Genomic DNA, 25,573 nt, shown 5'->3' with positions numbered 1-25,573 from the left:
TCTTCTACCCAAAACAAATAAACAAAAACAGTTACTTAAACTCGAATAGGAAGGAAACTGCAATGAACCGTTCTGCTTTCATTTTCGGTGCCAAAGCCACAATCGCGGTTGGCGCACTGGTCTCCGCATCCGCTTTGGGCCTGGTTTCACCTGCCGCTGCTGCTGCACCTGAATGCGCACCGGCAGCATCCGAAACGATGGACACGTCACAGTTCAAAAAAGAACCGCCATATACGATTGGTTTCTCCAATGCGGAATTGCGCGACGGCTGGCTACGCACCTTTTTCCATACCGTTGAAAACGGTGCGGAAAAGCATGCCGATAAACTGCAGAAATTCATTATCACGGATGCCAACGGGGATGCGACGAAGCAAATCTCCGACATTCAGGATCTTTTGAACCAGGACATTGATCTGCTGATGGTGAACCCGCAAGCAGCTGACTCTCTGGATCCGATCATGGGCCGCGTGATGCGGCGTGGTGTGCCGGTCGTAAGTGTTGCTCGCACAGTCAATAACGAGGACAACTACGTCACCTTTGCTACCGCGTCTGATACATATCTGGCCTGTCACAGCGCGACATGGCTTGCAGAGCATCTCGGCGGTGAAGGCAAAATCGTTTTGCTCCCGGGCCGGGCTGGTGCTTCGCCAGCTGAAACTCGCCTCGAAACGGCGCGTGAAATCTTTGCCAAATACCCGGGCATCGAAATTCTCGACACCCAATATACTGGCTGGAGCCCGGCCAACGGTAAGTCGATCATGTCAGCTGTCATTCAGCGCTTCGGCAAGGACATTGATGGTGTCTGGGCGGACTCAGGCCTGCAGGGTTCTGGTTCCGTTGAGGCCTTCCTGAGCGCAGGTTTTGCCTCCGAAGACATCCCACCGCACACCGGTGGCGACATGAACCGGATGTATCTGCTTGCGCTGGAGCATGGCTTCCCGTTCGCGGGCGTCGACTACACACCGTCAATCGGCGGGTTCGGTGTTGATCTTGCTATGGACATCCTGTCCGGCAAGCCCGTACCGAAGCAGTTCAACGTCCCTGCCCCGATCATCATCTCTGAAGGTCACAACACTGAGACCATTCAAGGCACTGTTGCGCTGGCAGATTATGCCCAACCCGACAAGCCAGGCACCTACATCATGGGTCACGGCATTGGTGCTGATTACGATCCGGAGAACTTCTCCGCGAACTATCCCAACTAATCCTCCCACCAGTGTCGCGGCAGTGTCTTGCCCAGCCGCGACACCAACTCCCCGGATGAATTTCCGGGGCTTTTCAAAACGGTTCGTCATGCATCCAGACCGTTTCGAAAAGCCTAAGAGCAATTGTTGGCTGATGACAGGAGCATGGGAATGATAAACCTGAAAAACATCACCAAGGTTTTTCCCGGCGTTAAGTCGCTCGACAACGTTTCCTTTGAGGCAAAAGCTGGCGAGGTCCACGCGCTTCTAGGTGAGAATGGAGCCGGCAAATCAACCCTGATCAAGGTCATGGCAGGGGCATACATCCCCGAAGAAGGTGAGATCACGTACGACGGTGAGGCACGCAACTGGGAATCGCCTCGCCAAGCGATGGATGCAGGCATCCATGTGATCTATCAGGAACTGATGCTTTTCCCGGAAATGACGGTGGCTGAAAACATCTTTATCGGGGAAGAGCCGCGCGGTCGTTGGGGCCGGATCGATTATCCGGAGATGACCCGCCGGGCCACAGAAATCTTAGATCGTCTGGGCCACCATCTGGATCCTTCGGAAATCCTGAAGAACCTAAGCGTTGCAGACCAACAGATGGTCGAAATCGCCAAGGCTTTGGTCGGTGATACGAAACTTCTGGTTCTGGATGAGCCTACCGCCGTGATCTCCGGACGCGAAGCTGCCTTGTTGTTTGAACGTGTGAACATGCTCAAGGAACAGGGCGTGTGCATCATCTACATCTCTCACCGTCTCGAGGAGATTTTCGAGATTGCAGATCGTGTGAGTGTGCTTAAGGACGGCCAGTATGTGGGCACCGAAAACACAGCCGACATAAACGAAGACCGCCTGGTGGAAATGATGGTCGGGCGTGAGCTATCTGATATCTACCCAGAGAAAAGATCTCGCACGGATGATGTCCCGGTTCTGACCGCTCAAGATCTTCGTATGGCGCCCAAGGTCAAGTCCGCCAGTTTTGAACTCTATCCAGGAGAAGTTGTCGGACTGGCCGGCATGGTCGGATCCGGACGCTCGGAAATTGCGCACGCCATCTTTGGGTCGATGGAGCGTGAAACAGGCTCAGTCACCATTATGGGGGCTCACTACAACAAGCCTACCCCGCGAGAGTCGATCGATCGAGGCATTGGTTTTCTGACCGAGGACCGCAAGGGCCAGGGGCTTCTTCCCTTACTGGATACAGCGGCGAACATCACGATCCCAAACCTGAATGAAGTCTCGAACAACTCGGTCATCGACCGGAAACACGAATTCCAAATCGCTGAAGACGAAATCCGGCGTTTCAACATAGCAGTTCCTGGGCCGGATTATGGTGTCTGGCAACTTTCAGGTGGCAACCAGCAAAAGATCCTGATCGCTCGCTGGTCGCGTGTCTGCCACCGCGTCCTAATCCTGGATGAGCCCACTCGGGGTGTCGATATCGGAGCCAAGGTAGAGATCTACAAGATGATCCGGGAGCTGGCGGACGAGGGAATCTCTATCCTCGTGATCAGTTCAGAATTGCCGGAAATCGTTGGGCTTTGCTCGCGTGTGATGGTGATGCGCGAAGGCGTCATGACCGGCGAGCTTTCCGGGGAGGACGTCAACGAGAAAGACATCATGCGCCTGGCAACACTTCAAGAGGCCGCCTAGGGAGATCTCCACATGAGCCAACTGGTCTTTAAACTCAGACGGACGGAACCTGCGGTCTTCATGGTGATCGCCCTTATCGCGGTTATTGTTGTTACCGGCTTTTTCGTCAATGAACGTTTCGGCACATCGCGGAACTTCCTGAACGTTTTTGAACAAGCCGCTCCACTGGGATTTGTCGCGATTGGTCAATCGCTGACGGTTCTGGTAGGGGGCATTGACCTCTCCATTGGTGCGGTCGTGTCCGCCTCCAACGTAATGCTCGCAGCCCTTGTTGGCGGCAATGATGCAATGATGATCCCTGCGATCGTCATCGTTCTGGCTTTCGGGGCGTGCTTTGGCTTTGCCAACGGGTGGATCACGGTTGTCACAGGAGTGCACCCTTTGATCGTCACTCTTGGGACGGCGTCAGTGCTGCAAGGCGCTGTTCTTCTGTACACCCTGCAGCCGACCGGAAGTGTCCCCTTCTGGTTTGAAGAATTTGCCTATGGCCGGATCCTCGGCATTCCAATATCCGGGCTCGTGATGCTGGCGTGTTTTATCGGTGTCGCCTTGTTTCTGAAGTATCGCCAGACGGGCCGGCAGGTCTATGCCGTCGGCGGCAACCCGGAGGCCGCGCGCCTCAGTGGGATCCGGAACAATCGCATCACAATGCTCGCTTATTCCGCCTCTGGATTTTTCGCAGCGCTCGCCGGGACATACTACGTGAGCCGGACCGGTATCGGTGACCCACTTGTCGGCGAGCCATTGACGCTTGCCTCGATCACACCGGTGATCGTAGGCGGAATCATCCTTGGCGGTGGAAGAGGCAACATCCTTGGCGCCCTTCTCGGTGTGGCCATGATTTCTCTGCTCAACAACCTGCTCAACTACATGAACACGTCCACGTTCATTCAATGGGTCATCCAGGGTCTGATCATTATCGTTGCCGTTGCCATCTACGTCGACAGGAGTAAGAAGCTATGACCGCAGAGACTGTCACTCTCAACAGAAATGGCTTGCTCACCCCAGACCGGCTGAAGAGCCTGATCCTGCCCGGTGCATTCCTTGGCCTCATCGCGATTGCAACCATCATCTCGCCGTCTTTCCTCTCGGTCAGCAACTTGCAGGATGTGCTGACGCAAGCGGCCCCGCTCATGATCGTGGTGATCGGTCAGACCTTTGTCATCCTGGTGCGGGGGCTTGACCTTTCGGTCGCCTCCTTGATGGCAACTGTGGCTGTGATCGCGACCGCCTTCGATACGCAAGATGATGCTATGATCCCGGTTATCTTCGTCTCCGCAATCTCGTTCTGCGTGGTCGTTGGCTTTATCAATGGCTGGCTGGTGACCAAGAGAAATGTATCGCCGTTCCTGGCAACACTAGCCATGATGATCGTGCTGCAGGGTTTGCGGTTCTATTACACCAAGGGCGCTCCCTCAGGGATTCTGCCGGAAGGTTTTCGCTTCCTTGGCACCGGACAAATCCTGGGAATTCCTGTCAACGTCATCGGCTTCGCAATCTTGTTTGTTGTGCTTTCCTTTGTCCTGAAACGCACAGTGTTTGGACGCAAAGTCTACACGGTGGGAGGCAACCCCTCGTCGGCAGACCTGGTCGGGATCAATTCCCACAACATCACGATACTTTGCTACGTGATCTGTTCTGTTCTAGCGGGGATCGCCGGACTGCTGCTGGTCGGATACGTGGGATCAGTCGATAACTTTGTCGGTCGCGGTTATGAGCTGGATTCCATCGTTGCAGCCGTGGTCGGCGGCGTCGCTCTCAGTGGAGGAAAAGGAAATCTTCTCGGAGCCGTTTTAGGCGCTCTGATTTTGGTCCTGATCTTCAATCTCGTCATTATCGTTGGATTGCCGGTCCAGGCCCAGATGGTGATCAAGGGCGTCATCATTGTTGCTGCCGCAGCGTACTTCGCAAAGAGCCTGAGATGATGGCTCCACAAACCTCATTCCAATATCGAAAGGACGCAAAGATATGACCGTCACGTATCTCAAACGTGGGAAACCCGTGGATGAACGCGCAGAAGATGATGCTAAGACCCGCGCTGTCGTGGAAGCCACGTTGAAAGACATCGAGTCTCGTGGCGATGTCGCCATTCGCGAACTCAGCGAGAAGTTCGATAACTACTCACCACCAGCGTTCAAACTTACCGACAGCGAAATCGAAGCCATTACGTCTAAGGTTTCAACGAGAGAAATGGCGGACATCCGGTTCGCTCACGATCAGGTCGTCAAGTTCGCTCAGGCGCAACGAGACTCCATGCTGGACATTGAGGTGGAAACACTGCCCGGGGTCATTCTCGGTCATCGAAACATCCCGGTTCAGTCTGTTGGTTGTTACGTTCCGGGTGGCAAATTTCCGATGGTTGCGTCAGCGCACATGTCTGTCGCAACTGCCAAGGTTGCGCAGGTTCCACGTATCATCGCGGCCACCCCTCCGTTCAAGGGAGAACCGAATCCAGGTGTGATTGCGGCAATAAAAATGGGCGGCGCGCATGAGATTTATGTTCTCGGCGGCATTCAGGCGATTGGCGCCATGGCTCTCGGCACGGATACAATCGACCCGGTTCATATGCTCGTCGGCCCAGGCAATGCCTTTGTCGCCGAAGCCAAGCGCCAACTCTATGGGCGCGTCGGAATTGATCTTTTTGCCGGCCCGACCGAAACAATGGTAATCGCCGATGACACCGCTACGGACGCCGAGATGTGTGCGACAGACCTCTTGGGCCAAGCCGAACACGGTTACAACAGCCCGTGCGTCCTTCTCACCAATTCCCGAAAGTTGGCAGAAAACACGCTCGCGGAAATCGACCGGCTGTTGAGCATTCTTCCGACGGCTGATACTGCCCGCGCCAGCTGGGACACTTACGGTGAGATCATTGTCTGTGACACATATGACGAAATGCTGGATGTTGCGAACGACATCGCTTCAGAGCATGTGCAAGTCATGACGGATCGCGACGACTGGTTCCTCGATAACATGCACAGCTACGGTGCCTTGTTCCTTGGACCCCGCACCAATGTTGCCAACGGAGACAAGGTCATCGGAACCAATCACACGCTCCCGACCAAGAAAGCAGGTCGCTACACGGGCGGTCTTTGGGTGGGTAAGTATATCAAGACCCACAGCTACCAAAAAGTGGTCACCGATGAAGCTGCAACAATGGTCGGTGAATACGGTTCACGCTTGTGTATGCTTGAAGGTTTTGTCGGCCATGCAGAACAATGCAACGTCAGGGTCCGCCGATATGGCGGTGTAAACGTTCCTTACGGAGAAGGCGCACCCTATCGAGAAGCCGCCGAATAAATGCACCATAGAGCGCCGGTCGAGCCGGCGCTCTATTGCAGACGAGCATTCGTCCCGCGTTTCCACTCTTATCCGAACAATCACCTCAAACCGGCAAGTTCTAATACCCAAAGTGAAGTCTTCCGGGGATTGGCTCGGCCGAGCTGCCGACCCCAAGAGGCATCGCCCAAGCGTTGTGGCGGTTTTTCTAGGACTTCCATCCGGCACCGATATGCGCCTTCATTTTTCCATTTCCCGACTGGAAAAACACCCGACACCGTCTTCCGCCCGTCCTACACTTTTGTAAATCGAAGATTTGGACAAGCAGAATGACAAACAACAAGACAATTAGTGACGCATGTAAAACCTGGATCAAGCGCTGTGAACGCAATGAGCTGGAACGAGCAACCCTGCGCTCTTACCGCAATCACGTGGATCACTACATCGAGCCAGCTATCGGTGATCGCGAGCTAAGCAGCCTCACCCGCTCACACGTGCGCGATTTCATGGATGACATGCTGGACAAGAACACCAGGGCCATGACCGACAAGGTGCTGCGCTCTTTGCGCTCAGCGCTGAATGAGGCTCTCGATCGCGAGTGGATCGATAATAACGTGGCTCTGTCCGTGAAGCTGCGCAGGGCATCACGCAACGCGCCCGATCGCATCATCCCGACGAAGGCTGAGATCAAGGCGATGCTGGAGACCGTTCCAGACAAGCAGTCTGTCATCCTAGCTTCACCCAGACTGTATTTCTGGCTGACGATCTTACGCATGCGTCGACAAATTCCACGCCTGCGAGGCCTTCCTTGATCCCGGGCAGCAGTGTTTGCGTGCTCTTGCCCTCCCTGTGTGCCCTGATTGCGTCGGCAGCTTCCCGGTAGAGGTTGGCAAAGCCTTCCAGATAGCCTTCCGGATGTCCGGGCGGGATCCGTGTGGTGGGCGCGATGCTCTCCAGCATGCCCGCGCCGCCTCTTGTCAGGCGCTTTGCTGGTTCTCCGAACGGCGAGTACTGCAGATAGTTCGGATTTTCCTGATGCCATTCAATTCCGGCCTTGTCGCCATAGACCCGGAGCTTGAGATTGTTCTCATTGCCCGGTGCGACCTGTGAACACCAGAGCATGCCGCGCGCCCCGCCGTCAAAGCGCAGCATGACGTGGCCGTTGTCATCAACCTGCCGGCCCGGAACAAAGGACTGCAAATCGGCGGCAAGGCTTTCAGCCCGCAGGCCGGTCACAAAGCAGGCCAGATTGTAGGCATGCGTTCCAATGTCACCAGTTGCACCCCCTGCACCTGACCGGGCAGGATCCGTACGCCAGTCGGCTTGCTTGTTGTGCTGTTCGACCGTCAGCCAATCCTGCGGGTACTCGACCTGTATGACCCGGATTGTTCCAAGTTCGCCGTTTTTAACCATCTCCCGCGCCTGGCGGATCATCGGATAGCCGGTGTAATTGTGCGTGAGAATAAATAGAGCTGGTGAGGCTGCGGCCGCCTTGGCCAGCTTTTTGGCGTCTGCCAGCGTCGAGGTCATCGGCTTGTCGCAGATCACGTGAATGCCGCGCTTCAAGAATGCCTTGGCAGCCGGATAGTGAACATGGTTCGGCGTCACGATGGCAACGGCCTCGATCCCGTCCTTCAGCCGGGCCTCCCGTTTGGCCATGTCTTCAAAGGAACTATAGATCCGGTCTTCCTTGAGGCCGAGAGCCTGCCCGGACGCGATGGCCTTGTCCGGTGTTGAGGACAAGGCGCCTGCGACCAGTTCAAAACTGTTGTCCAGCCGTGCTGCGATCCGGTGAACTGCGCCGATGAACGCATCCTTGCCGCCGCCGACCATGCCGAGGCGGATTGGGCGCTGGAATGTGACTTCTGTTCCTTCAATGGCCATGTCGTGCTCCTATTCAATGCCCAGCATCTTGCGGTTGGCCGCGTCATCGGTCCCGCCGTCGGCAAAGTCATCAAAGGCTTTTTCAGTGACGCGGATGATATGGTCGGCAACAAATTGCGCGCCTTCCCGGGCACCGTCTTCCGGGTGCTTCAGGCAACATTCCCATTCGACGACCGCCCAGCCGTCGAAGTCATTGGCTGCCATCTTGGAAAAGATGGCGCCGAAGTCGACCTGCCCGTCGCCCAAGGAGCGGAACCGCCCAGCCCGGTCAACCCAGGGCTGATAGCCGCTGTAAACGCCCTGGCGGCCGGTCGGATTGAACTCGGCGTCCTTAACGTGGAACATGCCGATCCGGTCCTTGTAGATGTCGATGTTGTCGAGATAGTCGAGACACTGAAGCACGTAGTGCGACGGGTCGTAGAGCATCTTCGCGCGGGCATGATTGTCAACGCGTTCCAGGAACATCTCATACGTTGCGCCATCATGAAGATCCTCGCCCGGATGGATCTCGTAGCAAACATCGACGCCCATATCGTCCGCATAATCCAGAATTGGCCGCCAGCGCTTGGCAAGTTCGTCAAATGCGGTCTGTACCAGGCCTGCTGGTCGCTGTGGCCAGGGATAGATGTAAGGCCACGCCAGAGCGCCGGAAAACGTCGCATGCGCGGTGATTCCAAGATTGCGGCTGGCGGTCAGGGCTTGCTTGACCTGATCCACTGCCCAGGCCTGGCGCGCGGCCGGATTGCCGCGGACTTCCGGAGCTGCAAAACCGTCAAAGGCTGCATCATAGGCAGGGTGGACGGCCACGAGCTGGCCTTGCAGATGGGTTGAAAGCTCGGTGACCTCAACGCCGTTCTCTCGGGCTTGTCCGGCAAAGTCGTCGCAGTATCCCTTCGAGCTGGCGGCTTTTTCCAGATCAATGAGCCGGCCGTCCCAACTTGGGACCTGTACCCCCTTGTATCCGCAATCGGCGGCCCACTTCGTAATTGCGTCCCAGGAATGGAACGGCGCCTCATCTCCCGCAAACTGCGCTAGAAAAAGCGCTGGACCCTTTATCGTTTTCATGACGACCTCCCAAAGCATTGAGTTCACAAAGAGCCACAAAAGGTTCTTCGTCAGCCCACCAAGGCTTCTTCGCTTGCGAGCTTCTCCAGTAGACGGGCAACGGCTTCAGCGCCCGGGTCGTTGTGGCCGGACAAATTGGCTTCCGAAACGTAACTCGCCCGACCTGCCCGTGCCCTCGTAATCCGGGATGTGGCATCAGCCCCCTGCCGGGCTTCTCTGGCCGCTGCCTCAAGCCCTTGATCCAGAACGTTCAAAGCTGGCATAAGGGCGTCAATCATTGTCCGGTCACCCGGTTCGGCTCCGCCGACTTGCATGATCCGGCCCAGTCCAGCTTTCAGGGATCCAATACCATCGCTGCCAGAGGAGGAAGCGTCACCAGCTGCGGCAAAGAAGATAGCCAGCAGGACACCTGAAGATCCCCCCATCGTCTGGCTGAGTTCCAGGCCGATTGCACGATAGAGTTGGGTGAGATCCGCCAACGGCAATCGATCCAATGCCTTAATCAACGCACGGGCTGCGGTCGCAAGTGTGCTGCCCGTATCGCCATCTCCAGACTTCGCATCGAGGGCATTCAGGTCATCCTCTGCCTCAATGAGGATGCTGCAGCATCTTTCAAGAAACTGCCGGGTTTTGTCGTTTGGCGACGGCAATGGTTGAATTGGTGCCAATCCATCCGGCAGAGGCAGTATGGACACTGGCCCGAGCGCCAGACATCCCGGCCAGACCCAGGGAGCGACCGGCGCTTGCAACAATCCCTCCTCTGCCTTGCTGACCGGGAGAAGTGATACCGAAAAGCCGTGCATGTCGAGTGATGTCATCATGGCCGCTGGTCCGATCAACCAACGGATTTGCCCGCCGATGCGTGAATGGGTCAGCTCCTCCGCCAGCACGGACATTTCAAGAGGTGTTGTTCCGCCCAAATTGTTCAAAAGCGCAACATGAGGCCCCGGTGCAATTGACGCCTCGAGCCGATCAACAACCATCGCCATTGCAGACTTGGCGTTGGAAAACGCGACCTGCTCCACGCCGGCCTCACCGTGAATGCCCAGGCCGAGCTCTGCCATTCCGGCCTCTATCCGCTCCTCCTTTGGAGACCCGGGCAACGTGCATGTGTCCAACGACATCCCGATGGAAACCGCACCGGAAATCACCTTTTGCGCCGCCTCTGTGACAGTCGAAAGATCAGCCCCCTGGTCTGCCAAGGCGCCCGCGATCTTGTGGACGAAAAGGGTTCCGGCGACGCCCCGTGCTTGGGGCAAATCGGGCAAGGCGACATCGTCATCGACAATGACCATGTTGACCTTGAGGCCGAATGCCCGGGCCCGCTCGACCGCAAGGCCGAAATTCAGCCGATCACCCGTGTAGTTCTTGACAATTACCAGGCATCCGGCCTTGCCGGTCACGGCCAGGATGCCTGCCAAAACCGCGTCAACAGATGGCGATGCAAAAACCTCACCGCATACGGCCGCCGTCAGCATGCCCTGACCAACAAACCCCGCGTGGCTCGGCTCGTGCCCGGAGCCACCTCCTGACACAAGCGCCACCTTCGACTTGTCCCAATCAGTGCGCACAACAACCTTGATATGCGGATAACCGTCCAACCTCGCCAATCGACCACCCGCGGTTCTAAGCGCGCCGTCTATGGCTTCTGTTACAAGGGTTTCTTTTGAGTTGATGAACTGCTTCATGTTCCCTCTCCTCAGTTGATACGGGCGCCACTGGCGTCAAAGAAAAGCGGATTGCGAGGTTGGATCGAGATGATGTCGCCGGGCTCCAAATCCGCATGCGGATCGGTTAACGTCACCAAATCGTGCCCCTCCAGCGTGAGATGAAGGCGAATCTGGTCACCAAGGTGCTCCACCCGTTTGACAGTCGACTCTTTGCCTTCGCCCTGCTCAATGTGCTCTGGACGCAATCCGATCTGGCGTGCGCCTGCCGGGCTACCGGCAAACATGTCGGCCGGCAGGATATTAATGCGAGGCTGACCAAGACGTCCGGCGACATAGAGGTTCACCGGATTTTCGTAGATTTCCCGCGGGGACCCGAATTGAACAAGCCGGCCGTTGTCCAGGACGCCAATATGGGTCGACATTGTCATGGCTTCGACCTGATCATGAGTCACGTAAAGAAGGGTCGCCCCGAGCGTTTCCTGAATGCGTTTCAGCTCGATGCGAAGATCGGACCGCAATTTTGCATCCAATGAACTCAAGGGTTCATCCATCAGGTAGATGCTCGGATTGCGGACCAAGGCGCGGCCTATTGAAACCCGTTGCATTTCACCACCCGACAACTCGGTCGCCTTGTTGTTAAGCTTGTGCGGTATCCTCAAGACCTCCGCAACCTCTGTCACTTTCCGCTCGATCTCGTGTTCTGGTGTCTTCAAAAGAGGCGAGCGCAGGGGGAAAGCCAGATTGTCCTTCACGCTGAGGTGCGGATAAAGCGAATACTGCTGGAAAACCATTGCCACGTTGCGCTGTGCCGGCGTGTCATCAATTGCAGAGCGGCCACCGATCACAACATCACCGGCATCCGGTTGTTCCAAACCGGAGATCAGCCGTAAAATTGTGGTTTTTCCGGCCCCGGTTGGCCCCAACAATGTAACGAATGCACCATCTGGAACGGTTAAGGTCACATCTTCAACAGCAACGGTTGTTCCGAAGGATTTGGAGAGATTTCGCAGATGCACCTCAGACATGCGCCAGCACCCCCTCATTCAGCTCCGACCGGAGAGCCCGGCCTGATTGATTATCGAACAGTGTCGCGGTCATCCCGTTGAATGTCAGACCAACCTGCTCTCCGGACCGCACTGTCTGGCCGGATGGGACACGCGCCTTCAAGTCACCGCCCGGCGTCTTGACTGTTACAATCTGAGTGGTTCCGAGATACTCGGCAGCGACAACCTCACCGCGGCTGTCACTCTCGTCCGTCAATGAAATGTGTTCCGGCCGTATGCCATAAACCAGGTCTCCCTCGAACGGTTCGCGCGCAGACGGGATGACGAGATCTGCATGATGCATCCGGACTGAAGACGCACCGGGATGCACCTGACCGTGGAACCGCAGAAAGTTCATGGGTGGGGATCCAATGAAATCGGCCACAAACATACTGGCTGGTTTGTCATAAATATCCTGCGGTGTGCCGAATTGCTCGATGACCCCATGGTTCATGACAACGATCTTGTCGCCCATTTGCATGGCTTCCAGCTGATCGTGCGTGACATAGACGGTGGTCGCCCCCATCCGGTCATGCAGGGCACGCAGCTCTTCTGCCATGTGCTCCCGAAACTCAGCGTCCATTGCACCCAAGGGCTCATCCATCATAAACGCTTTTGGCTCGCGCACGATTGCCCGGCCCAAGGCAACCCTTTGACGGTCACCGCCGGACAGACCGCCCACCGGACGGTCCAGAATGTTCTCAATACCCAGGATTCGGGACACCTCGGCAACCTTTTCGGTCACTTGCCGTTTTGGCATTCCCTGACAGATAAGCGGATAGCTTATGTTTTTGCGCACATTCATGTGCGGGTAGAGCGCAAACATCTGAAAAACAAAGGCGATATCACGCTGGCGCGCTGGTTTCTGCCCCACCTCTTCGCCGTCTATGTAAATCTCACCAGACGTCGGAAGCTCCAATCCCGCGATCATCCGCAGCGTTGTGGTCTTGCCGCACCCGGACGGACCGAGCAGCATGAAAAACTCGCCATCCTCGATCTTGAAGGATGAGGACTGCACGGCCGTGAAGTCACCAAAGGTTTTCCGCAGGTTCCTGATTATGATCTCTGCCATTTGGTTCAGTCCGGAAAGTGGCTGACGACAATGAACATTACAGTTCCGGTCAGCGTAACAATGAAGGAATAGGTGTAGGCCCACATGACCAGGGGCTGCATCAGCATGATCACGCCAATCGCGATCAGGACCGATGCCAGCATTTCCCAGGGCCCACGACGGAATTTCATCAATCCATTTAGAAAAACAGTCATTTGCGGACAGCTCCGAAGGTAATGCCGCGCAGCAAGTGTTTGCGAAGCAGGATTGTGAAGACCATGACCGGTACCAAGAACAAGGTTGCCCCGGCCGCCACAGCCGGCCAGTCCTGTCCTCCCACCCCTATGATTGTCGGGATGAAGGGCGGCGCTGTTTGTGCTGTGCCGGATGTCAGCAACACGGCAAACGCATATTCGTTCCAGGAAAAGATCAGACAGAAGATCGCCGTAGACGCGATGCCGGTGGCAGCTTGTGGCAAGACCACTTTGTAAAATGCCTGAAAGCGCGTGTATCCGTCGATCAGGGCCGCTTCTTCGTATTCACGCGGGATCTCGTCAATGAACCCTTTTAGCAGCCAGACCGCCAACGAAATATTTACCGCCGTGTACAGCAGAATCATTCCGAGATGAGTGTCCGACAATCCCAGTGTCCGGAACATAAGAAATATGGGAATTGCAACCGCAATCGGCGGCATCATCCGTGTCGACAGGATGAAAAAGAGAAGATCATCCTTGAGCGGCACCTTGAACCTTGAGAAGGCATAGGCAGCCAGAGTGCCCAGAAAGACGGACAGGAAGGTGGACCCAAAACCGATGATCACGGAATTGAGGAACCGCTCTCCATACCGGGACGGACCGGCGATCACCATGTCCCGGTTCCGAACAACCTCCTCGTACCAGGTCTCGGGTGGCGGAAGTGCCTCCAACTGTTCAGGGGACACTCTCGTCCGGGTGGTGAACAGGTTTACATACCCTTCCAGAGAGGGTTCAAAAAGAACCTTGGGGGGATAGGCAATCGCATCAACAGGGGATTTGAACCCGGTTGTCAGGATCCAGACAAGCGGCAGCAGAGTGATGACTGCATAAGCGACAACCAGTGTGCCTGCGATCCATTTCTGCGGCGCCGATGGTTCTGTGATGGAGTAACTGCTCATCTTTCTTTCACCTTGTTCAGCGCCTTGACGTAAATCGACGCCAGCCCGAAGACAGTCACAAACAGGATGATCGCGTAAGCGGATGCATATCCTGTGCGCCATTTCTCAAAGGCTTCGCGCTTCAGGTTGATAGAGGTCAGCTCTGTGATGGATCCGGGCCCGCCCCCGGTCAGCTGCACCACGAGATCAAACATCTTGAAGTTCTCAATGCCGCGGAAAAGCACCGCCAGCATCAGGAACGGCAGCACCATCGGGATCGTGATTGTCCAGAATTGCCGCCATTTGCTGGCACGGTCGATTTCGGCAGCCTCGTAGATGTAATCCGGAATAGATCGCAACCCGGCCAAGCAGATCAGCATGACAAACGGGGTCCACATCCAGGTGTCCACGATAACGATGGACCATGGGGCCAGCGTCACATCACCAATCATCTGAAAGGAGGACGGGTCGATGCCAGTCAGAAAGGAGATACCATAATTAAAAAGGCCGATCTGCGGCTGATAGAGGAAGGTCCAGAAATTGCCGACGACGGCGGGCGAAAGCATCATGGGCAACACGATCAGGGTCGTCCAAAGGTCATTGCCCTTGAATTTCCGGTTGATCAGCCATGCGAGTGCAAAACCAATCAGCACCTGAAAGAAGATTGTCCAGAATAGGAAATGCGCGGTCGCCTGCATCGTCAACCAGATATCGCTGTCGGTCAGGATGCGTTCGTAGTTGCGCAGGCCAATATATTCCACCTCCCTGTTGGGCCGGTTGGCCCGGAAATTGGTGAAACTCAGATTTATGGTCCAGATCAGAGGAAATATGTTCACCGCCAGAAGCAGGAATATTGTCGGCAGGACAAAGATCCAGGCGATTGCCCGATCGCTTAGGCCCCGAATTTTGGCCGCGACAGAGGGTGGCGTGGCTTTCGCCGCGCGATTGAAAGGCGTGTCTGACATTTGGTGCTCATTCACAGAATAGGTCTGGATCAACCGGCAGGCCTGCGCCACTAGTAACCTGCCTGCCGGTAATCCTGCGCGCTATGGCTGCGCCGACTGCGCAGCCACCTGCTCCATACGCCTAGAGTTTACCTTCGTCCTCGAAGGTTTCCGTCCAGTCCTCAATCAGCTTGTCGAGGGCTTCTTGTGCGGTGCCTTGGTCGGCAACCACGTAGTCATGCAAGCGTTTTTGCATGGCCAACAGCAGCTCCGCATAAGCCGGCTCCTGCCAGAAATCCATCACACCGTCCATGGCGAGTAGGAAATCGGAGGCAAAAGGTGCACTGTCCGCAAAACTCGGATCGTTCAGAACGCTGACGTGGCAGGAATAGCCGCCCAGATCCCACCATTTGCTTTGGACACTCGGCTGGGCAAACCACTTGATATATTCAAGAGCTGCCTCCTGCTTGTCGGAATAGGCGACAACAGAAATACCTTGGCCGCCAAGCGTGGAAGCTTCCTTTGCCTGCCCCGGATTTACGAAGAAGCCGATCTTGTCACCGCCAGTATCCGGATCCGCATAAAGCCCTGGGAAAAACGCAAACCAGTTCATCGCCATTGCGACCTGGCCGGACTTAAACGCATCCAGTGACTGCTCCATATAGCTGTCGGTGTATCCAGGAGGTGTCGCAGTCTTATAAAGCTCCTTGTAAAACTCCAGACCTGCGACTGCTTCCGGCGAATTGACGGCGCCTTCCATATCGTATTTGCCGGGCGTCATTTCATATTTGAAACCAAACGGATACATGGAGCTTGTTGCACCCATGGTGATCCCTTCGGAGCCGCGCTCTGTAAAAATTGCTGCACCATAGCGCTTTTGCCCGTCGATCTCCCGCTCCTGGAAGAATTGAGCAATTTCCAGCAGCTCCATTTGCGTCTTCGGTGGAGCCAGATCCCGGCCATGTTCAGATTTGAAAGCTTCCTGGATTTCCGGCTTCTCGAACCAGTCCTTGCGATAGAACCAGCCGTTGGCATCGCCCATCGCTGGCAGGGCGTAGTAGTTCGGCGTTCCTTTCGGCCAGGTCGAATAGGCATAGACGGTTGCCGGAGCAAAATCGTCCATGCTGATGCCTTCCTTGTCAAAGAAGTCATTCAGTTTGACGTAATGGCCGTTTTCCGCGCCGCCGCCGATCCATTGACTGTCGCCAATCAATAGATCGCACAACTTGCCGCCGGAATTCAGCTCATTGAGCATGCGATCGGCGAAGTTTGGCCACGGCACAAATTCAAATTTCATCGTATGGCCGGATTGGGCCTCGAATTCCTTGGAAAGCTCGACAAGGGCGTTTGCCGGATCCCATGCGGCCCAACATAGCGTCAGCTCATCGGCTTGTGCCTGAGGCGCCAGTACTCCGCTTGCCGCCACAAGAGCGGTTGCCGCGAGAAGTTTCGCAGTTTTCATCGCTGATTTCCTCCCGAAATGGTCACGCGCCGCGCTCTAGCCCGGCAGCCGCACTCCTCCAAGTGCACGAGCACGTTATTGACGTACGTATGTCACGTCAATCAAAATTTTGACATACGTCTTTCTTTTTCGCTGGTCACTAGAGATCTTGAGCAAACCACACCCAATGCCGGCCCCAAATACCGGGACGGACTTCTCGAACAACCTATAGGCAGATTTCAGTAGAGATTCTGGCGCAGGATGATCTCAATCCGGATCTGCTCCTGCGCCTCATAGATGTTTGCGCCGTCGCATTTGGCCCTAAGCACGCGAAGTGCGCTGCGCGCCAAATGCCCAACGTTTTGCACGATGACAGCATCGACCTCCCGATCCAGGAGCGCCTGCCGCGTTACCGGCGTCAAATCATGCGCAACAACCACCAAGTCACGCTCTTCCGCAAAAGGCCGCAGCGCGTCAAGCATGGCGGCATTCCCGGAGCCCATTGAATAAATGGCCTTGAGATCCGGATAGGCCGAAAGGGCGCGTGACAATGTGTCGGCAATCCGGTCGGGATCATCATAAAACTCGATGGTCGGCAAGGCCTTCAGATTCGTGAATTCACTCAAGAGAATTTCATCGAACCCATGCCGCCGTTCAATGCTGTCCCGCGCAACCATGGAGTTTGCTGTCACAAGAACCGAGCCGCACTCCTTACGCAAGAACTTGCCAATCAAAGCCCCGGCGGTCTGGCCGGCAGAGAAGTTGTCGGTCCCAATGAAATGATCCGATCTCGAATTTGGCAAGTCGGATACAAAGGCAACGACGTGGACACCGGCATCCTTGATATGCGCAATTGCATCCCTGACCTGAGGCGTCTCGGGCACCATCAAAGCCACACCGTCGAGCAGGTCGAGATCCAGCATCGTGAGTTTCTTGGCAACCGCGTGCGGATCCGAGACATTTACATATGCGATTTCGACATCTGCCCGATCCGTAACCTGTGCATCGGCCGCCTCACGGATCGCCTCGCCAACAGTGTCCACAAAATGATTTGGCCCCTGCGGCAGAACAAACATGAATTTGTAGCGCCGCTTCTTTGCAAGATTGGCTGCATTGGTGTCCCGGATATAGCCCAGCTTCCGGACAGCCTCCTGAACACGCTCGACGTTCTTTGGGCGAACATCAGTCCGGCCATTCAGCACGCGATCGACGGTTGACAAGCTGACACCTGCCTCCCGGGCGATGTCATGTACAGTTGGCCTCACAGCTCCCCCTCAGGCAAAACGCTCGCACACACCAAAAAGACATACGTCCATCAAAAGATGATCTTAAACTTCTTGTTCGCAAGAAAAAAGCGGATCTTCAGGGGACCGTGAACACCTTCCCCAAAAAAGAAACTCAAAGGCCAAGGGGATAATAGTCAATCACTACAATTACTTGAAGAAGAACTGAATCAATTGCACACCTAAGGTTCGCAAATGAACCGCTCCCCCATCCGCAGAGCACCGCGGCGCGGCTCCCCACCTCATGGGAGGCCAATGCACACTTGGCACATCAAGTTCAAGCCAACAGGGGAATTACCTTTGATGTATTGATTAGATCATACATGTCACTTGCACATCAGTCATCGACAGAACCTCGAACAAGCAGAACAGGGCACTTGCAGCGCCCAGAACATCGCCCACTGATCATGCAATTCAACCCCGCGAAATGGGCACCCTAGGCAGAACCAAGGGGCCCGCGCGTAGAATCAAACGGTGCCCCCGAGAGAATCTTCCAGAGCAACAAGTTCCTGCCCGCCAGCCATCATGTCCTGGAGTTCATCCGGGGTGATCTGGCCGCGTTGTGCCGTTCCCAGCGTTTGACCGCGGTTCAGCACCGTGAACCGGTCTCCAACGGCAAGCGCATGGCGGACGTTATGGGTGATGAAAACAACCGCGATGTCCTGCTTGCGCACCTTGTCGATGGTCGCAAGCACGTTTGCCGTCTGACGGACACCCAGCGCTGAAGTCGGCTCATCAAGGATCAGGACCTTGGCTCCGAAATGAACTGCGCGCGCGATGGCAACGGTCTGGCGCTCACCGCCGGACAAGGTTCCAACTGCCTGATCCGGACCGCGCAGGTTGATGCCCATCTTGCGCATCTCCTCCATGGTGACCCGGTTCGCGTAGTCATGATCGAAAAGCTTCAGCGGACCGAGGCGGCGGATCGGCTCATTGCCCATAAAGAAGTTCCGGCTGACAGACATCAGCGGGATCATCGCGAGATCCTGATACACGGTCGCAATACCGGCCGAGATTGCATCTCTCGGATCGGCAAAATGCATCGGCCGTCCCTCAAAGAGGATTTCCCCTTTTGTCGGCTTGTGAACACCGGACATGGTCTTGATGAAGGTCGACTTGCCAGCACCGTTGTCGCCGAGAAGACAATGGCATTCGCCGGGATAGATATCGACGGAAACACCGGCCAGCGCGATCACCGAACCGAAATGCTTCTCAATCCCCTGCATTTGAATAATGGGAGCGTGCGTGGACGTCATCTTATCTCTCCCCAGTGATGATGCGGCGGATGTAGGTGTTCAGGATCACCGCAAAGAGCAGAATCACGCCGAGAAAAACCCGGAAGAGGGAACTCTCCACACCAGCAAAGAAGAGCCCTTGCTGGACCACGCCAAAAATCAAGGCGCCCAGCGCGGCTCCGATCACCGAGCCGTACCCGCCGGTGAGGAGTGCGCCACCAATCACGACTGCAATGATGGCCTCAAATTCCTTGAGCAGCCCGCGGTCAGCCCCGGCCGACCCGAACTCCATGACCTGGCACGTTGCAAAGACAGTGGCGCAAAAGGCCGTGAACATAAACATCAGGATTTTGACGCGGTTGACCGGAACCCCCACATAGCGCGCTGCTTGCGCATCGCCGCCCGCTGCAAAGATCCAGTTTCCGAATTGGGTGCGGGTCAAAATAATGTGGCCAACGATGACCAATGCGATCGCCCAGACGATCAGCATTGGGATGCCTTCGACCACCGGCTGCCCAGCGCGCGAGCCGCGCTCAAACACATCGATGATGCCAGCGTCGCCCATCCAAGCGAAGAAACTGGTCAAGATCTTGCCGCCGAACAGGGCTGCGAACCAGTCGCCCTCGGCCGCACGGTCGACCCCGCCGATGATGGTCTTACGCTCGATGATTTGCGGCAGATATATGGTGAAGCCGCGTAGGATAAATAGGAATGCAAGTGTGACAATGAAGCTCGGCAGTCCGGTGCGTACCACGATGTACCCGTTCAACGCTCCGATCGCGAGCGCCATGACAAAGGTGGCAAGGATCGCCTGCCAAACAGGCCACTCGAGCGTCACCGTAAAGATGGCGATCATCATGCCGGAAAAGCCGATCATGGACCCGACCGACAGATCAAATTCGCCTGCAATCATCAAAAGACAGGCGCCAACGGCAATGATCATGAATTGCGCGGAAACGGTTGACCAGTTCATCACCCCTTGAGCGCTGAACATGCCGCTGTCGCCGGCAAAAATAAGAAACAAGGCAAATACGATTATCGTGCCGCAAATCCCGCCGAGTTCCGGGCGGATAAGGGCTTTTTGCAAGCTGGATTGCTGCTTTACCCGCTCATCAGCAGTCGCTGCCACGTTGGCCTCGGTCATGTGGCCCTCCCCGGCTCAATTTTTTGATTTGTTATTCGTGAAAAAGGGCGGCGCAACGCGCCACCCTATACCTATGGAAATCAGCGGTATTCGCCGGCAAACTTCTCAACGAGGGTCAGCCCGTCCTTGGTCACGAAACCAGGGCCGGAGTTGATGTTGTTGCCCGGCAGAACGCCATAGCGATGGTAATTGGTCAGAACCACGACCGGCAGGTAAGCCTGCAGGAACGGTTGCTGATCGATCCCCCAGTTGATGACACCGCTTTTGATGCCCTCAACGATGTTCTCACCAAGGTCAAACGTACCGAAGTAGATGTCGCCGGCCATGCCGTTCTCATCCAGCGCCAGCAAGGTCGGATCTGCACTGGTCGGACCAAGCGTCAAAACGGCATCGGTATCCGGGTTAGCATTGAGGTAAGCGAGAACACGGTTCTTGATTTCAGCCGGATCCTGGCCGCTGTCGATCATTTGATCACCCAGCTCCACACCAAGTCCGTCCGCAAAACCCTGGCAGCGCTCTGTCGAAGACGGCGAGCTGATGTAGTGGTTCACACACAGGAAGCTTGTAACGCCATCTCCCTTGGCGCGCAGGCCCGCTGCATGGCCCGCGTCATATTCCGGTTGACCGACATACATCAAGGCTCCGACTTCGCGGGCCTGTTCCGGTGTACCGGAATTCATGATGATGACATCAATGCCGGATGCCACAGCATCCTTGATTGGCCCGGACAAAACGTCCGGATCGGACAATGTCGTGATGATACCGTTCGGTCCTGAAGCCGCGGCCTGCTCGATGATGCGTGCCATGTCCGCAAGATCACCGGTCGGTGGATTGCGGTACTCGACGTCAACGCCCATCTGATCACCGGCAAGAGCGATGCCGTTCTTGATGGTGTTCCACCAGCTGTCGCTGTCCGGCGCGTGGCTGACGAGAATATACTTCTCACCTTCGGCTGATGCGACTTGAGCCCCGGCAAGCGGAGCAGCAATGACCGCTGCGGCAAGCAGCAGCGACTTAAGGGTAGATTTCATTCCTTCCTCCCAAGGATTGCCATTTTCATGGTCAAAGAGCGGCTTGAAGCCCTCTCTCATTTTCAGAAAAACATGAACCGACCCATTTTGCAACCGGTTGCAAAATGGAAATCGAAAATTCATACTGATCGCTGAGGCCTGTTGAGGTAAGACACCTAATCTAACTGTTTGGATTGATGGACCGATGACCGTTACCTTGAAAGAAGTTGCCGAACTTGCAGGCGTGTCACGCTCTGCGGTATCGCGCACCTTCACTGACGGCGCATCCGTTTCAGACAAGACCCGTCGCAAAGTTGAGAAAGCGGCCACAAAGCTTGGCTATACGCCGAACATTCTGGCCCGTGGACTGACCACCAGACGCACAAAACTAATCGGCCTGGTTTCCAACAACTTTCACAATCCGATCTTTCTGGAAGTCTTCGACCAGTTTACGCGCAAGCTTCAGGGCGTGGGGTTGCGGCCGCTTCTGGTAAATCTGTCCGATGAGACCGACCCGGAAGCATCCGTGCGCATGCTCCGGCAGTACTCAGTCGACGGCGTGGTTGTTGCCTCGTCCACCCTGCCACCTGGCTTTTCGAAGGCATTCAAGGATGCCGGAGTGCCGGTGGTGAACAGCTTCGGACGATATTCGACCGCGCCTGAATTCCATGTGGTCGGGATCGACAACGTGGAATGCGGCCGGATGGCGGCGCTGGAACTCGCCAAACGTGGCTACAGGCGTGTCGCCTTTCTCGGAGGACCTGCGACGGCCACCTCGACCCAGGACCGGTTCAAGGGTTTCTCCGAAGAGATTTCCCGGCATCCAGACATGGAAATGACGGTGAGCTACGCGAAGGCCTATTCCTTTGAGGCCGGCCGGGCGGAAATGCAGCGCCTTCTTGATATCCGTCCACTCGCCGAAGCCTATTTTTGCGGCGATGATGTTCTGTCGATTGGGGTCTTGAGCGCGATTGAGGATGCTGGCCTGAATGTTCCCGGCGATATCGGCATCATTGGCCTGAACGACATGGAAATGGCAGGTTGGCAGAACATCAATCTGACGACGATCCGCCAACCGGTTCAACAAATCATCAATTCCTCTGTGGAACTGATTGTCTCAATGCTCGAAGACCCGGCCAGGTATCCGGAAGCCCGGCTGTTCCCTTGCGAAGTGATCGAACGCGGCACTCTGCGCCCGGTGTCCTAACTGGGCAAAACCGGACGCAAGAAACACAAGCATCGCCGGCTTACCTGAACATGGGCGGGCGGGCGTCTACCCAAACCCCCTCCCGTTTTCCGCTGTCCGCAACCGCAAAAACAGCAGCCATCGAACGCAGACCATCTTCGGCCCGCGGGTAAAGATCTGCAGCCGGATCCATCGGCCTCCCATCCTTACGCGCCTGAATGGCTTCGGCGAGATCGGTGTAAATGTTGGCAAATGCCAGCGGCATGCCTTCCGCATGCCCGATCGTGACCCGCGACGTCCGGTCGGCCTCGGGCGACAATCCCCCTTCCCCCCGCTCAATGATCTCCAGACGACCGTTGAGTGGCATCCAGTAGAGCTGGTTGGGCTGCTCCTGGGACCACCGCAATCCGCCCCTTTCGCCAAAAATCTGAAGGGTCAGTCCATGTTGCCGACCAATCGCGACTGAAGACGTCCAGAGCCGGCCAACCGCTCCGCCATCCATTCGGAAGTTCACCATGGCATCATCTTCAAGCTCCCGGCTGGCAATGCAGGAAACAGTATCCGCGGACAAGCGCTCCACCTCCTGGCTCGTCACAAACGAGGCCATGTGAAGCGCATGAATGCCGCAATCGGCGAATTGCGCCGAAACCCCGGCCTGGGCCGGGTCATACCGCCACCGGACGCGTGGGTTGTCAGCATCGGCCGCGTCAGCGTGGTGCCCGTGTGCAAATTCCGCCTTGACCAGACGGATTTTTCCAAGATCGCCGCGCGCAACCATGGCCTTCATGTGCCGGACCAGTGAATAGCCGGTATAGCCATAGTTGACCGCGCAGATGTTACCGGTTCCTTTGGAAATCCGGACGATTTCTTCGCCCTCCTCGACCGTCATGGTCATGGGCTTTTCGCAAAGGACATGAAACCCATTTTCAAGGAAAGCCTTGGTGATTTCGAAATGGGTTGCGTTCGGTGTAGCCACTGTGACCAGATCGACCCGATCCTCGCGCCCGCTTTCGCCGTCCAGCATTTCCCGCCAATCACCATAGGCACGATCAGCCGCCAAACCCAACCGTTGACCATATTCGCGACCCGCTTCAGGCCGGTGATCCAGCGCACCTGCAACAAAGGAAAACGCGCCATCTAGCCCGGCCCCAAGCCGATGCGCCGGTCCGATCTGGCTGCCTTCACCGCCGCCAATCATGCCCCAATTCAATCGTGCCATTGGTCCTGCCCTCAATTGAAACCGATGGATTCCAGGTACTCACGGTTCGCCCGAGCATCGTTGATCGGCGACACATCGAGCGTCGGGTCGCAATCCTGCTCCACAGTGCACCATCCCTGGAACTCGTTATCGAGAAGGATCTGCCGCACCTTTGGAAAGTCGACATCCCCGTCGCCGAGATTGCAGAAGATGCCTTGCCCACAGGCGTCGTAGAAACCTGTCCGATTGGCGACCACATCAGCCTTAACTTTCGGGTCGATGTCCTTGAAGTGCATGTAGGAGATCCGCCCGATGTTGCGTTCCATGAACGCGACAGGGTCAAACCCGGCATAAGAATGGTGGCCGGTGTCAAAACAAATCTTCAGATACTTCTCATCGACCTCGTCCAAAAGCCGTTCCAGCTCCGGTTCAAAGTCCATGAAGCCAGCTGCGTGCGCATGAATTCCGACGGTCAGGCCATAGTCTTCGGTGCCTATTTTGGCCGCTTCAGCGATACGGTCCCGATAAGCGGCCCATTCGGAAGCATCCATCTGCTCAGCTTCGTCAGGTCGTCCAGCCGTCGGGGCGCGACGCGGGGAAATGGAGTCGATCAGCACCATGTGCTGGGCGCCATGTGCCACCAAAGCCTTGGCCGTCCGGTGCGTGCCATCCAACACATTCTCCCAAGCATCCGGGTCATGAAACGGCCGGAACACGACACCGCCAATCAGTTCCAGGTCGTACTGCGCAAGGGCTTCCGAAAGGACTGCAGGGTCTTCAGGCATAAACCCAACCGGTCCAAGTTCAATGCCCTTGTATCCCGCTCCCGAGCACTCCTCCAGCACTGCCTTCCAGGCCGGATTGCGTGGATCGTCAGGAAACTCAACGCCCCATGAACACGGCGCATTGCCAATTCTAATGCTCATCTTGCGAGCCTTTCAAACAGTGATCTTAAGTTGCTTTCAAGGGTTGCCAGCTTTTAGTCCGCGAGGATTCCATTGCCGCTTCCACAATGTGTTTAACGGCCAGACCATCCCGGAAGGTTGGCCATATCGATGCGCCCGAGTGGATCGCCTCCAGAAAATCCTTGGCTTCAATGATGATCTGGTCTTGATAGCCCGTGCCGTGCCCAGGGCCTTGGCAAAAGGGTTCGTAATCAGGATGCGCCGGGCCCGTTAGGATCTTGCGGAATCCGCGGTCCGCTTCATTCTCATCCATGAGATACAGCCAGAGAGCATTCTGGTCTTCCTGATCAAAACGGATAGCGCCTTTTGTTCCTGTGATTTCGTAGGCGTATCCCATCTTCCGGCCAGTCGCGATCCGGCTGAAGTACATGTGTCCCATCGCTCCGTTTTCGAAGCGCGTCATCATCTGACCATGGTCGTCGTTCGTTACCTTGCCGCCGGGACGATTTTCATGAACCCGTTCGATTTCCGCCATGACACTGCGCACCGGACCAACCAGCGCAAGCGCAGCGTTGATCATGTGCGGCGCAAGATCTCCCATGGTTCCGTTCGCATCACCATCCGTGCGCCAGGACGCCGGAGCTTTCGGGTCAGCATAAAAATCCTCCGTATGCTCACCGCGAAACCATGTGATGTCGCCAATGACACCATCTGCGATGAGTTTGCGGGCGTATTGGCTGGCCGGAGTACGGATGTAGTTATAGGCGACCATATTCACGCAGCCGCTTTTATCTGCAGCTGCGACCATGGCCTCAGAGTCCTCCAAGCTTGCGCCCATCGGCTTTTCACAGAGGACCGGCTTGTTCAAGGAAAACGCAGCCTCCGCGATGTCCCGGTGGGTTGACTGTGGGGATGCGATGACTATCGCGTCGACCCTTGGATCCTCGACGAGCTCTTGCCAATTGGCAGCAGCGCGGTTGAAGCCGAAGGCATCACGATACTTTTCAGCAGAGGCAAGTGAGCTTGCACACACCATTTCAAGCTGTGGCCGCAATGCGGTGTTGAAAACTGCACCGACGGCAGACATGGCAACGGCATGCGCCTTGCCCATGTAGCCTCCGCCGAGGATACCGATCCCGATTTCCGCCATGCCTCACTCCCGTTTCCGGTTTTCGTTTTGCCTCTTCCGAAAAAGATTTGCAACCGGTTGCAAAATTTGTATCTTGAGAACCAACAACGCGCAAGCACCAATCGAATGCC

At 56.1% G+C, this 25,573-nt stretch carries 23 protein-coding genes; 7 read left to right on the top strand and 16 right to left on the bottom strand.

Features of this window, described 5'->3' with window-relative positions:
- The first annotated feature begins 62 nt into the window (after positions 1 to 62).
- The 6 genes from ACQY4Z_RS17780 to ACQY4Z_RS17755 all read left to right on the top strand — a co-directional run bounded on the left by ACQY4Z_RS17780 (position 63) and on the right by ACQY4Z_RS17755 (position 6,934).
- Positions 63 to 1,205, top strand: coding sequence for a substrate-binding domain-containing protein (locus tag ACQY4Z_RS17780; protein WP_306147373.1), 1,143 nt, complete (start codon positions 63 to 65; stop codon positions 1,203 to 1,205).
- A 150-nt stretch (positions 1,206 to 1,355) separates the two neighbouring features.
- Entirely contained in the window at positions 1,356 to 2,843 is a 1,488-nt protein-coding gene (locus tag ACQY4Z_RS17775; protein WP_428523464.1) for a sugar ABC transporter ATP-binding protein, read from the top strand.
- A gap of 12 nt (positions 2,844 to 2,855) precedes the next feature.
- On the top strand, positions 2,856 to 3,806 hold the full coding sequence (locus tag ACQY4Z_RS17770; protein ID WP_428523462.1) for an ABC transporter permease: 951 nt from the start codon (positions 2,856 to 2,858) through the stop codon (positions 3,804 to 3,806).
- Positions 3,803 to 4,768: an ABC transporter permease gene (locus ACQY4Z_RS17765; protein ID WP_428523460.1), complete on the top strand. Its 966-nt coding sequence runs from the start codon at positions 3,803 to 3,805 to the stop codon at positions 4,766 to 4,768. The genes ACQY4Z_RS17770 and ACQY4Z_RS17765 overlap by 4 nt, the downstream gene beginning before the upstream one ends.
- Before the next feature lie 43 nt (positions 4,769 to 4,811).
- Positions 4,812 to 6,143 carry a histidinol dehydrogenase gene (gene hisD, locus ACQY4Z_RS17760; protein WP_428523458.1) on the top strand — a complete coding sequence of 444 codons (1,332 nt, stop codon included), beginning with the start codon at positions 4,812 to 4,814 and terminating at the stop codon, positions 6,141 to 6,143.
- 308 nt (positions 6,144 to 6,451) lie between these two features.
- Positions 6,452 to 6,934 (top strand): phage integrase central domain-containing protein, encoded by a 483-nt coding sequence (locus ACQY4Z_RS17755; protein ID WP_428523456.1) that lies wholly within the window; start codon positions 6,452 to 6,454, stop codon positions 6,932 to 6,934.
- Here the strand turns inward: ACQY4Z_RS17755 and ACQY4Z_RS17750 are convergent.
- The 13 genes from ACQY4Z_RS17750 to ACQY4Z_RS17690 all read right to left on the bottom strand — a co-directional run bounded on the left by ACQY4Z_RS17750 (position 6,849) and on the right by ACQY4Z_RS17690 (position 21,045).
- Positions 6,849 to 8,006, bottom strand: a complete 1,158-nt coding sequence (locus ACQY4Z_RS17750; protein ID WP_428523315.1) for a Gfo/Idh/MocA family protein — start codon at positions 8,004 to 8,006, stop codon at positions 6,849 to 6,851. The two genes, ACQY4Z_RS17755 and ACQY4Z_RS17750, sit on opposite strands and share 86 nt — an antisense overlap.
- Before the next feature lie 9 nt (positions 8,007 to 8,015).
- Positions 8,016 to 9,071, bottom strand: a complete 1,056-nt coding sequence (locus ACQY4Z_RS17745; protein ID WP_428523317.1) for a sugar phosphate isomerase/epimerase family protein — start codon at positions 9,069 to 9,071, stop codon at positions 8,016 to 8,018.
- Positions 9,072 to 9,121: 50 nt separating this feature from the next.
- A complete protein-coding gene (locus ACQY4Z_RS17740; RefSeq protein WP_428523454.1) occupies positions 9,122 to 10,759 on the bottom strand; it encodes a dihydroxyacetone kinase subunit DhaK in 1,638 nt (545 codons plus the stop codon).
- An 11-nt stretch (positions 10,760 to 10,770) separates the two neighbouring features.
- Positions 10,771 to 11,766 (bottom strand): ABC transporter ATP-binding protein, encoded by a 996-nt coding sequence (locus ACQY4Z_RS17735; RefSeq protein WP_428523453.1) that lies wholly within the window; start codon positions 11,764 to 11,766, stop codon positions 10,771 to 10,773.
- The gene (locus ACQY4Z_RS17730) at positions 11,759 to 12,856 is read right to left on the bottom strand and encodes an ABC transporter ATP-binding protein (RefSeq protein ID WP_428523451.1); all 1,098 of its coding nucleotides are present in this window, start codon (positions 12,854 to 12,856) and stop codon (positions 11,759 to 11,761) included. Before ACQY4Z_RS17730 ends, ACQY4Z_RS17735 begins: the two co-directional genes overlap by 8 nt.
- A 5-nt stretch (positions 12,857 to 12,861) precedes the next feature.
- Positions 12,862 to 13,050 (bottom strand): hypothetical protein, encoded by a 189-nt coding sequence (locus ACQY4Z_RS17725; protein WP_420340084.1) that lies wholly within the window; start codon positions 13,048 to 13,050, stop codon positions 12,862 to 12,864.
- Entirely contained in the window at positions 13,047 to 13,988 is a 942-nt protein-coding gene (locus ACQY4Z_RS17720; RefSeq protein ID WP_420340083.1) for a carbohydrate ABC transporter permease, read from the bottom strand. The genes ACQY4Z_RS17725 and ACQY4Z_RS17720 overlap by 4 nt, the downstream gene beginning before the upstream one ends.
- Complete coding sequence (locus ACQY4Z_RS17715) at positions 13,985 to 14,932, bottom strand: carbohydrate ABC transporter permease (RefSeq protein WP_420340082.1); 948 nt, start codon at positions 14,930 to 14,932, stop codon at positions 13,985 to 13,987. Before ACQY4Z_RS17715 ends, ACQY4Z_RS17720 begins: the two co-directional genes overlap by 4 nt.
- Before the next feature lie 121 nt (positions 14,933 to 15,053).
- Positions 15,054 to 16,373, bottom strand: coding sequence for an ABC transporter substrate-binding protein (locus ACQY4Z_RS17710; RefSeq protein ID WP_008194494.1), 1,320 nt, complete (start codon positions 16,371 to 16,373; stop codon positions 15,054 to 15,056).
- Positions 16,374 to 16,591: 218 nt separating this feature from the next.
- Positions 16,592 to 17,617 (bottom strand): LacI family DNA-binding transcriptional regulator, encoded by a 1,026-nt coding sequence (locus ACQY4Z_RS17705; protein WP_428523448.1) that lies wholly within the window; start codon positions 17,615 to 17,617, stop codon positions 16,592 to 16,594.
- 485 nt (positions 17,618 to 18,102) lie between these two features.
- Positions 18,103 to 18,861, bottom strand: a complete 759-nt coding sequence (locus ACQY4Z_RS17700; protein ID WP_371932249.1) for an ATP-binding cassette domain-containing protein — start codon at positions 18,859 to 18,861, stop codon at positions 18,103 to 18,105.
- 31 nt (positions 18,862 to 18,892) lie between these two features.
- Positions 18,893 to 20,014 (bottom strand): ABC transporter permease, encoded by a 1,122-nt coding sequence (locus ACQY4Z_RS17695; RefSeq protein WP_428523446.1) that lies wholly within the window; start codon positions 20,012 to 20,014, stop codon positions 18,893 to 18,895.
- An 80-nt stretch (positions 20,015 to 20,094) separates the two neighbouring features.
- Positions 20,095 to 21,045, bottom strand: coding sequence for a sugar ABC transporter substrate-binding protein (locus ACQY4Z_RS17690; RefSeq protein ID WP_428523444.1), 951 nt, complete (start codon positions 21,043 to 21,045; stop codon positions 20,095 to 20,097).
- Between the two features lie 184 nt (positions 21,046 to 21,229).
- Here ACQY4Z_RS17690 and ACQY4Z_RS17685 point away from each other — a divergent pair, with 184 nt between their 5' ends.
- Positions 21,230 to 22,231 carry a LacI family DNA-binding transcriptional regulator gene (locus tag ACQY4Z_RS17685; protein WP_428523442.1) on the top strand — a complete coding sequence of 334 codons (1,002 nt, stop codon included), beginning with the start codon at positions 21,230 to 21,232 and terminating at the stop codon, positions 22,229 to 22,231.
- 40 nt (positions 22,232 to 22,271) lie between these two features.
- Here ACQY4Z_RS17685 and ACQY4Z_RS17680 read toward each other — a convergent pair whose 3' ends face one another.
- Genes ACQY4Z_RS17680 through ACQY4Z_RS17670 form a run of 3 tightly spaced genes read right to left on the bottom strand, consistent with a single transcriptional unit; the run spans position 22,272 to position 25,463 of the window.
- Entirely contained in the window at positions 22,272 to 23,429 is a 1,158-nt protein-coding gene (locus ACQY4Z_RS17680; protein WP_428523440.1) for a Gfo/Idh/MocA family protein, read from the bottom strand.
- An 11-nt stretch (positions 23,430 to 23,440) separates the two neighbouring features.
- Complete coding sequence (locus tag ACQY4Z_RS17675) at positions 23,441 to 24,334, bottom strand: TIM barrel protein (RefSeq protein WP_428523438.1); 894 nt, start codon at positions 24,332 to 24,334, stop codon at positions 23,441 to 23,443.
- Positions 24,335 to 24,359: 25 nt separating this feature from the next.
- Complete coding sequence (locus ACQY4Z_RS17670) at positions 24,360 to 25,463, bottom strand: Gfo/Idh/MocA family protein (protein ID WP_428523436.1); 1,104 nt, start codon at positions 25,461 to 25,463, stop codon at positions 24,360 to 24,362.
- Between the last annotated feature and the right edge of the window lie 110 nt (positions 25,464 to 25,573).

It is taken from the genome of Roseibium sp., from assembly GCF_965276855.1.
Lineage (GTDB): Bacteria > Pseudomonadota > Alphaproteobacteria > Rhizobiales > Stappiaceae > Roseibium.
Note: the sequence above shows the minus strand (reverse complement) of the source record. Positions and strands in the feature narration are given on the sequence as shown.

Excerpts from the sequence above, each read along its gene's own strand:
- ACQY4Z_RS17780 (WP_306147373.1), top strand. The coding sequence starts at position 63 with ATGAACCGTTCTGCTTTCATTTTCGGTGCCAAAGCCACAATCGCGGTT.
- ACQY4Z_RS17775 (WP_428523464.1), top strand. The coding sequence starts at position 1,356 with ATGATAAACCTGAAAAACATCACCAAGGTTTTTCCCGGCGTTAAGTCG.
- ACQY4Z_RS17770 (WP_428523462.1), top strand. The coding sequence starts at position 2,856 with ATGAGCCAACTGGTCTTTAAACTCAGACGGACGGAACCTGCGGTCTTC.
- ACQY4Z_RS17765 (WP_428523460.1), top strand. The coding sequence starts at position 3,803 with ATGACCGCAGAGACTGTCACTCTCAACAGAAATGGCTTGCTCACCCCA.
- hisD (WP_428523458.1), top strand. The coding sequence starts at position 4,812 with ATGACCGTCACGTATCTCAAACGTGGGAAACCCGTGGATGAACGCGCA.
- ACQY4Z_RS17755 (WP_428523456.1), top strand. The coding sequence starts at position 6,452 with ATGACAAACAACAAGACAATTAGTGACGCATGTAAAACCTGGATCAAG.
- ACQY4Z_RS17750 (WP_428523315.1), bottom strand. The coding sequence starts at position 8,006 with ATGGCCATTGAAGGAACAGAAGTCACATTCCAGCGCCCAATCCGCCTC.
- ACQY4Z_RS17745 (WP_428523317.1), bottom strand. The coding sequence starts at position 9,071 with ATGAAAACGATAAAGGGTCCAGCGCTTTTTCTAGCGCAGTTTGCGGGA.
- ACQY4Z_RS17740 (WP_428523454.1), bottom strand. The coding sequence starts at position 10,759 with ATGAAGCAGTTCATCAACTCAAAAGAAACCCTTGTAACAGAAGCCATA.
- ACQY4Z_RS17735 (WP_428523453.1), bottom strand. The coding sequence starts at position 11,766 with ATGTCTGAGGTGCATCTGCGAAATCTCTCCAAATCCTTCGGAACAACC.
- ACQY4Z_RS17730 (WP_428523451.1), bottom strand. The coding sequence starts at position 12,856 with ATGGCAGAGATCATAATCAGGAACCTGCGGAAAACCTTTGGTGACTTC.
- ACQY4Z_RS17725 (WP_420340084.1), bottom strand. The coding sequence starts at position 13,050 with ATGACTGTTTTTCTAAATGGATTGATGAAATTCCGTCGTGGGCCCTGG.
- ACQY4Z_RS17720 (WP_420340083.1), bottom strand. The coding sequence starts at position 13,988 with ATGAGCAGTTACTCCATCACAGAACCATCGGCGCCGCAGAAATGGATC.
- ACQY4Z_RS17715 (WP_420340082.1), bottom strand. The coding sequence starts at position 14,932 with ATGTCAGACACGCCTTTCAATCGCGCGGCGAAAGCCACGCCACCCTCT.
- ACQY4Z_RS17710 (WP_008194494.1), bottom strand. The coding sequence starts at position 16,373 with ATGAAAACTGCGAAACTTCTCGCGGCAACCGCTCTTGTGGCGGCAAGC.
- ACQY4Z_RS17700 (WP_371932249.1), bottom strand. The coding sequence starts at position 18,861 with ATGCAGGGGATTGAGAAGCATTTCGGTTCGGTGATCGCGCTGGCCGGT.
- ACQY4Z_RS17695 (WP_428523446.1), bottom strand. The coding sequence starts at position 20,014 with ATGACCGAGGCCAACGTGGCAGCGACTGCTGATGAGCGGGTAAAGCAG.
- ACQY4Z_RS17690 (WP_428523444.1), bottom strand. The coding sequence starts at position 21,045 with ATGAAATCTACCCTTAAGTCGCTGCTGCTTGCCGCAGCGGTCATTGCT.
- ACQY4Z_RS17685 (WP_428523442.1), top strand. The coding sequence starts at position 21,230 with ATGACCGTTACCTTGAAAGAAGTTGCCGAACTTGCAGGCGTGTCACGC.
- ACQY4Z_RS17680 (WP_428523440.1), bottom strand. The coding sequence starts at position 23,429 with ATGGCACGATTGAATTGGGGCATGATTGGCGGCGGTGAAGGCAGCCAG.
- ACQY4Z_RS17675 (WP_428523438.1), bottom strand. The coding sequence starts at position 24,334 with ATGAGCATTAGAATTGGCAATGCGCCGTGTTCATGGGGCGTTGAGTTT.
- ACQY4Z_RS17670 (WP_428523436.1), bottom strand. The coding sequence starts at position 25,463 with ATGGCGGAAATCGGGATCGGTATCCTCGGCGGAGGCTACATGGGCAAG.